The organism is Arsenicicoccus sp. UBA7492 (genome assembly GCF_002479615.1).
In the GTDB taxonomy this organism is placed as follows: domain Bacteria; phylum Actinomycetota; class Actinomycetes; order Actinomycetales; family Dermatophilaceae; genus Arsenicicoccus; species Arsenicicoccus bolidensis.
The window spans coordinates 1-8,135 of the sequence record NZ_DLOE01000020.1; the positions used below are offsets into that span (position 1 = coordinate 1).

Here is an 8,135-nt window from a genome sequence, read left to right on the forward strand (position 1 = left end):
ACTGAACCCGGGGCGGTTCAACCGACGCCACCAAGGAGTCCTTCCAGGCTCGCGTTCTGGATCGACGCAAGGCATGGGACGCGGCCGAGGAGGCCACCACTCGGTCGCGATTCCTCAGCCGGCGCGGCGAGCTGGAGCGGGCCCTGGTTGCCCTCAGCGGCGCCATCGACGGCGACGACAGTGGTCCGGGGGGCCACGCAGCGGTCGATGAGGATGGCGTCAGGGATGTGGCGGACTGGCTGCTCGACGTGCTCGGCTATCGCACCGGTCAGTGGCGGCTCGTCGAGGACGGTCCGCTTGTCGGGGTGTCATCGCCTGACGCCGAGCTGGTCGACGAGGTCCTTCACGCGCCGCTGGTAATCCTGAAGGGTCGTCCAGTCGCGGCGGTCGAGGAGCTCGTGGCCAAGAACGCCGGGTCCGATGGGGGTGGGACAGTCCCGGCCCGGACCCTGCTGCAGCCGTGGGAGCGGGAGGACCAGGATCCTGTCGTGTCGGTGGCGTCCGCCTTGTCGACCTTGATGACGGAGGCGGAGGGGCCGTCGTACGCCCTGGTCCTCGCGGGGAGGTGGGCTCTGGTCGCGGAGAAGGAGCGTTGGCCGGAGGGTCGGTGGCTGGCCATCGACCTGCAGCTCGTGGCCGAGCGCAATGACACCCGCAAGGGTGGCGAGATCGATCGAGCGCTGATCTGCATCGATGCACAGTCGCTGGCGCCGGACGCGGCCGGTGGCGTGTGGTGGCGCGAGACCTTGGAGTCCTCGGTCAAGCACACCGTGGGGGTGAGCAAGGACCTGCAGGAGGGTGTGCGCACGTCGATCGAGATCATCGCCAACGAGGTCGTGAAGCGTCGCCGGGACCAGGGACTGGACCCCTTACCCGACGACCAGGCGAACGAGCTCGCCAAGCAGTGTCTGCGGTATCTCTACCGCATCCTCTTCCTCCTCTACGCGGAGGCGTCTCCCGAGCTGGGGGTGCTTCCGGTGGGGGCGAGCGAGTATGACGCGGGCTACGGTCTCGACCGGCTCCGGGATCTGGCGCTCACCGAGATCCACGAGGACCGTAGCCGCCGTGGCACGCACCTCTATCACTCTCTTGAGACGTTGTTCCGTCTGGTCAACGAGGGGCACACGCCCGCCGGGCCGGAGGGAACGGATGACGGACTGACGTTCAACGGCTTGAGCGCCGACCTCTTCCTGCCGGAAAAGACCCGTCATATCGACGAGGTCCGGCTCGGCAACGACGCCCTCCTGAAGGTGCTGCGCAAGCTGCTTCTCAGCAGGGAGCAGGGCAAGCAGCAGCGGGGCTTCATCTCCTATGTCGAGCTCGGTATCAATCAGCTCGGGGCCGTCTACGAGGGACTCATGTCTTACACCGGGTCGTTCGCCAGCGAGGACCTTTACGAGGTGGCGCGCGATGGCGATCCCAGCAAGGGCTCGTGGGTTGTCCCCATCACGCGCTCGGACCACCTGGACGGGGAGCACTTCGTGCGGCGGGCCAACGAGGACACCGGGGAGATGGAACCGGTGACCTATCGGCAGGGCGAGTTCGTCTTCCGCCTGTCGGGGAGGGACCGGCAGCGTTCCGCGTCGTACTACACCCCTGAGGTGCTCACGAAGTTCACCGTGCAGCAGGCACTTGAGGAGCTGTTGGACCAGAACGGCCACACCACGACCGCCGAGGAGGTCCTGGGCCTGACGATCTGTGAGCCGGCTCTCGGGTCGGGGGCCTTCGCGATCGAGGCGGTGCGTCAGCTCGCCGAGGAGTATGTCTCTCGCCGGGAGGCGGAGCTCGGGGAGAAGGTCGACCCGGACCGACGTCCCCAGGAGGTCCAGAAGGTCAAGGCCTACATCGCCCTGCACCAGGCGTATGGCGTCGACCTCAACGCCACCGCCGTCGAGCTCGCCGAGGTGTCGCTGTGGCTGGACACCATGGTCGCGGGGCTCCAGGCGCCGTGGTTCGGCCTGCGGCTGCGTCGGGGCAACTCCCTGGTCGGGGCGCGGCGCGCGCTCTATCCGGAGCGGATGATCAAGGACAAGACCTGGCTGACCGAGCCACCCCTGGACGAGACTCTCGTCGGGCTCGCTGCGGCCGTCGACCGCGGCGACGAGCTCGACCTCGGCGTCCTGAGCACGCGGGTGCACCACTTCCTGCTGCCCGCCAAAGGCTGGGGCTCAGCCGTGGAGGTGCCGAAATCAGTCCGTGACCTCCTCCCCGACTCCCAGCTCACCCGCCTCAAGACCTGGCGCAAGGGCGTCCGCGCCAAACCCACCGTCGCCCAGCTCAAGCGGCTTCAGGCGCTCGCGATCCGCGTCGAGAAGCTGTGGGGGATCACGCTGCGGCGGCTGCGCATCGCGGAGGCGGAGTCCAGCCGGGCCATCGACCTCTGGGGCCGCCCAGCGTCGGCCGAGGGCCACGCGGTCACGCGCGCCCAGATCGAGGAGTCCCTGGCCGACCCCGACGGCGCCTATCGGCGGCTAAAGCTCGTCATGGACGCCTGGTGCGCGCTCTGGTACTGGCCGCTGACGGAGTTCGAGACCGCCCCGCCCTCGTTCGGTGAGTGGCTCGACGCCTGCGAGGACATCCTCGGCCGGCACGACGCCCGCGCCAGGGCGCAGCACAACCAGAGCTTCACGTCGGCCAGCGACTGGGACGCGCTCAATGTCGCCGAGGAGCTCGAGCTCGGTATGGCGACCGCCCAACCCGTTGCCGCCGCCCGCGAGCGACACCCCTGGATCGCCGTCTGCGAACGCGTGGCCGAGGCGCAGGCGTTCTTCCACTGGGAGCTGCAGTTCGCCACCGTCTTCGCCCGCGGCGGCTTCGACCTGCAGGTCGGAAACCCGCCCTGGGTCCGGCCCACCGTCGACGTCGAGTCTCTGCTTGCCGAGGGCGACCCGTGGTGGGCGCTGGCCCTCAAGCCGTCGGAGGCCGCCAAGGCAGAACGGCGTGGGGCGACCCTCGGTATCGGCAACACCTGGCGAACCGTTGTCGACGGCAGCAGCGAGGTTGCGGTACTCGGCGAGATGCTTGGCGATTTGACACTTTATCCCATCCTCGCCGGTCAACCGGATCTCTATCGGGCCTTCATGTGCCAGGTCTGGACTCACGCCTCTCCGAGAGGCATGTCTGCCCTAATCCATATGGAGTCCCATTTCACGGACGATAAGGCGTCGCGGCTGCGCGCGCTGACTTATCGACATCTGCGCAGACATTGGCAGTTCATCAACGAACTCGTTCTGTTCGACATCGACCACCACAATAGTTACGGCGTCAATGTCTACGGCGGGCAGCAAGATCCAGCGTTCCTGCACGCCACCTCCCTATACCACCCAGACACGGTTGATCGCTCGCGGAACCACGATGGCTCGGGCGATGAGCCCGGACTCAAGGATTCAGAGGGCCGCTGGGACGTACGGCCCCACAGTGGCCGCATTCAGACGGTCACGTCCAACACGCTTCGCCTCTGGAAGGACGTGCTTGGCGCAGACGCGGCGGCCAGTACGCCCATGGTGTATATCGTGAACTCGGCCGCCGCCCGCACGCTGGCGACCCTGTCACGGTCGCCCCGACTCCGGGAACTGGGTCTGCAGTTCTCGTCAGGGTGGCACGAGCGCGCCGATCGCGAGAAGGGGCGGTTCGTCTCGCGGTGGGGCCAGGTGGAGTGGCGGGATGCCATTCTCCAAGGGCCCCACATCCACGTCTCCACGCCGCTCTATAAGTCGCCGAATCCAACGCTGAAGAACAACCAGGATTGGGCGTCAACCGACTTCGAGGCGCTTGCTGTCGACGCGAAGCCGGTGACGGCGTACAAGCCGGCGGGCGACCGCGATCTGTACGACCGCAGTTACACGCACTGGCGCGTCACCGACGACCAGGGCAACGAGGACATCGTCGCGGCCCGCGACCACTACCGCGTCGCCTGGCGCCGGATGGCTGCCAACACGGGCGAGAGGACTCTGACCCCGGCAATCGTTCCGCCGGGCGCTGCGCACGTACACCCCGTGACCTCCGCCGGCCTACCCACGGGCAAGATCCGGTATCTCATCATTGCCCAAGGCGTGATGTCGACGCTGCTCAGCGACTTCTCTTTGCGTTCAGCGCCCAAGAACGACATCCACGGAAGTACCATCAACCGGCTGCCGCTGGTGCCGCTGGACCATCTGCTGATTGGCGACCTTCTCGTGCGGGCGCTGCGGCTGAATTGCGTGACGGAGGCTTATGCCGATCTGTGGGCGGAGTGCTGGGAGGCGGGCTTCTCGTCATACGACTCGATCTTGCCGCGGCATGACGAGCGGCCCATCGGGCCGCAGTGGTCCGCCGACACGCCCCTGCGGCGCTCGGTGGACCGGCGCAATGCGCAGGTGGAGATCGACGCGCTCGTCGCCCTCATGCTCGGGGTGCCGGTGGACGACCTGTGCACGATCTACCGGACGCAGTTCGCGGTGCTCTACGGCTACGACCACCGGGAGTACACGTACGACCGCAACGGCCGGCTCGTCCCCAACCAGGTGCTCGCCCTGTGGCGCAAGCGCGGCGAGCCCCAGGACGACACGCAGATGACCGCCGAGGATCGCACGGCGGTGCACCCGGGCAGCGGGATCGCCTACACCTACGAGCTGCCGTTCGGGATCCTCGACCGCGAGGCCGACTTCCGCACGGCTTACGCCGAGTTCGAGCGTCGCCTCGCCGGGGCGGAGGCTTCGGATGTCTGAGGTAACACCCCGTGACATCGCCGAGCGCTTCAGTGTCCCTCCGCTGACGGTACGCAACCACCTGCGCAAGATGTTTCGCCCAGTCCCCGACGGCAGCCGATGGTTCCTCGATGAGGGGCAAGAAGCTGCCATCGTGGCCAGGTTGGTCAGCCTCGGCTACGTGGATGGGGAGGCTGAGGGGCCGGGCATCACCTCACCGGTTGCTCGCCCGTGGACGCCTCCGGCTGTGTCGGATGTGGTCTACGAGCTTCCAAAGGGGGACGAGGGCGCCCGGGTCGTCACCCGCGACGAGTTCGCCCTTCAAGGGGCCTTCGCCGACTGGCTGACGTTGGGCGGGACACCTCCTGCGCTCCTCCCACTGTCTTCGTCGGACGGCGTGGTGCACCCGGACCTGTTCGTGCCCGATCGCGGCTGGATCGTCGAAGCTAAGCGCTCCACCGACCGTGAATATGTCCGGATGGCCATCGGCCAGGTCCTCGACTACTGCCACCTCGCCACGTCGGCGGGCCTGTCCGCGACGCCGGTCATCCTGCTGCCGTCCCGGCCCAGCGATGATCTAGTGGCACTTCTCCGGTCCCTGGGGATCACATTGGTGTACCGCGACGGCCGCACCTTTGCAGTGACTCCAGCGTCGGAAGACATTGATAAATCGAAGGGGCTCAGATGATTACATCGGCAAACCAGTACCCGGTGCACATGCTATTCAGTCACGACGGCAATATCCTGTACCGGGTTCCCGCCTACCAGCGAGAATACTCATGGCAGAAGGCCCAGTGGGAGGACCTCTTCGAAGATCTCATCGAGGCAGACGGCGCGCACTTCCTGGGGACCATCATCACCCTCGATCAGACGACTGACTCACTGGAAGGGAACATCCTCCAGGTCATCGACGGTCAACAGCGCCTCACGACGCTCACCCTGCTACTTGCAGCGGTTCACTCCGTGCTCAAGGAGCACATCGACACGCTCGACGACGACACGCGCACCGACGTCACAAACCTCGGACGTCAACTGGTGCGCAAGGCGGATGGGCAACTTCGAGTGACGCCGCAACAGCAGGGCCAAAACCTGGCTGACTATCGTAAGGTTCTTGAAGATGCCAGTCTCCCTATCCAAGGAGAATGGCGTCCATATTATCCCAGCCGGAGGATCGCGAAGTGCTATCAGTTCTTCCGGTCAGCCATCGTCAAGCTCGCCGAGACGGATGGGGTGACCGAGCCGAAGGCCGCCCTCCAGGTGCATGAGGCAGCGATGAAGGCGGTGATTGTAAAGATCGTGGTCGCGAGCCATGCAGACGCCTTTGTGCTTTTCGAGTCGTTGAATAACAGGGGTATGCCACTCTCACCTGTCGACTTGATTAAGAATCACCTGCTCGCCCAGTCTGAAAAGAAGGGCGTCATGGATGTCGACGAGGCGTTCAGGCACTGGAACGAGATGCTGAACAGCCTTGGGGACAATTATGCAATCCAGGAGCGCTTCCTTCGTCACTATTTCAACGCCTTCAAGGCAGAGCTCCCTGACGTCGCGAACGCAACAGTCGCGACGAAATCTAACTTGATTAGGATCTATGAGACAGTTCTGGGCCAGGAGCTTGGCTCGGTCGTTGCAGCGCTGGTCGCGGCCAGCAAGGTCTACGGGCGAATCAACTGCGTTCTCGAGCTTGACCGCCCGACCGCCCTCGATCGGGCATTCCAAGGGCTCATGCGGGCGCAGGGTGCGCCGTCCTATGTCCTCTTGATGTGGCTGATGTCCAAGCGCGAGGAGCTGGAGCTCACGGACAGCCACATCGAAGACGTGGTGCATCAACTGGTCAGTTTTTTCGTTCGGCGCAACCTGACTGGCTATCCCCAGACCTACGCCCTGGCGAAGCTGTTCATGGACACGATCGACGCTGTGCGCGAGGCGCGCGGCGAAGGTGTTGTCGTGGCCGTGCGTCAGCGACTCGTCGACGCCTCAGCCTCGGACAAAGACTTCCGCGCGCGACTGACGGGGCGTATCTACGAGGAGAGCACCGACGTCGCGCGATTCATTCTCGCCACGCTGGCTGAGGACGCCATGACCAAGGAGACCGAGGTGGACCTCTGGCGTCAGGAAAAGAACCACTTCGTCTGGACGATTGAGCACATCCTGCCGCAAGGCGAGAACCTGCCCGCTGCGTGGCAGGAGATGCTAGGCGGTGGCCAATTGGCTGGGAGGGTGCAGGAGGAGCAGCGGCACAGGCTCGGGAACCTCACCATCACGGCCTACAACAGCAATCTGGGCAACAAGTCTTTTGTAGAGAAGCGGGACCGTCGCGACAGCAAGGGGAGGCCCATTGGTTACCGCAACGGCCTCTCACTCAATGCCGAACTGTCGACGAAGGAGAGGTGGACAGCTCAAGACATCGACGAGCGGACCGATCAGTTGGCAGACCAAGTTATCAAGCGCTTCCCCCTAATGTGACACCTTCATCGCCTGTCAGTGTGCTCGGCATGGCGAGCCCATATTTGCTTGCCAAATGGAGCGTTGCGGCATACTGGCGGGCCTGGTTCGCGGTGTCGCCGAGGACGTACTGGTTCGTGCCCGCACCTGCGACAACGGACACGAACGGCAGTCCCATGCGCACAGTCTGGACAGGCACTCGCGCGGATCGGGTGGCGTTCTGCATCAGCTTCTCGAGGGCTGCCATGAGCTGGTGGTTCTTGCGCAACTGGTCACTCCAGTTGACCCGCCCCGCCGACGCCGTCATGGCCGCCCCAGCCTGACTCATGACCGCAGCCTTTCCCGCCTGGTCGCGGTAGGACCTCGCGACCATGCGCTCCACGACGGGCCGCATCTGGGGATCCTGGACATCGATGCCATAGGCGTAGCAGACGCGCGTAGCCAGGGCGCCGGTGAGGACCTGCATAGCCAGCAGATCCAAACCGATGGCGGCGGCGCTTCCCACTCCGGGCACCGGGATCATCGCCAGGGCTCCGAGCCCCGCTCCCTCGACGCCCCCAATGGTGCGCCATCGCAGGGCCGTCAGGCGCGTGTAGGCGTCCAGGACCTGCAGATCCAGTGCATGCAGGTCCGCTAGTGCCTTAACGTTGTATCCCTGGTCACGGTGATAGCGCAGTACCGGCTCGGGGTCGCAGAGCTCCAGCACCCAGTCGTTGACCAGCTCAAGAGTGTGGGCGGCCGCAGTCAGGAGGGGGCCGAGGCTCGCGATTGCGGCCGTCGTCGCCAGATCCGTGGCCTTCTGCGGTAGCCGGTCGCCCATCGCGCGCCCTGCGCGGGCGCCCGCTTCCCCGACGGATTGCCGACCATCAATCCAGGCCTCGCGCATTCGTCCTGGCACGATGGATCGGGTTCGACCTTTCCTCTCCCAGTGGGCCATAAGCTCGATCCAGCGCTGACGTTCGTACGCCGACATCTCCAGCGGCAACCCTAAGCCTCGATCCACCGATG

At 65.4% G+C, this 8,135-nt stretch carries 4 protein-coding genes; 3 read left to right on the plus strand and 1 reads right to left on the minus strand.

Features of this window, described 5'->3' with window-relative positions; translation table 11 throughout:
- The first annotated feature begins 227 nt into the window (after positions 1 to 227).
- From B4E97_RS04990 to B4E97_RS05000, 3 genes are read left to right on the plus strand one after another with little or no spacing between them, the layout of a single operon-like run.
- Entirely contained in the window at positions 228 to 4,706 is a 4,479-nt protein-coding gene (locus B4E97_RS04990; protein WP_286958930.1) for a class I SAM-dependent DNA methyltransferase, read from the plus strand.
- Entirely contained in the window at positions 4,699 to 5,373 is a 675-nt protein-coding gene (locus B4E97_RS04995) for a hypothetical protein (protein ID WP_286958931.1), read from the plus strand. Before B4E97_RS04990 ends, B4E97_RS04995 begins: the two co-directional genes overlap by 8 nt.
- Complete coding sequence (locus tag B4E97_RS05000) at positions 5,370 to 7,148, plus strand: DUF262 domain-containing protein (RefSeq protein WP_286958932.1); 1,779 nt, start codon at positions 5,370 to 5,372, stop codon at positions 7,146 to 7,148. The genes B4E97_RS04995 and B4E97_RS05000 overlap by 4 nt, the downstream gene beginning before the upstream one ends.
- Here B4E97_RS05000 and B4E97_RS05005 read toward each other — a convergent pair.
- The coding region (locus B4E97_RS05005) for an EcsC family protein (protein WP_286958933.1) at positions 7,126 to 8,135 on the minus strand (1,010 nt) is incomplete at its 5' end. The genes B4E97_RS05000 and B4E97_RS05005 overlap by 23 nt on opposite strands.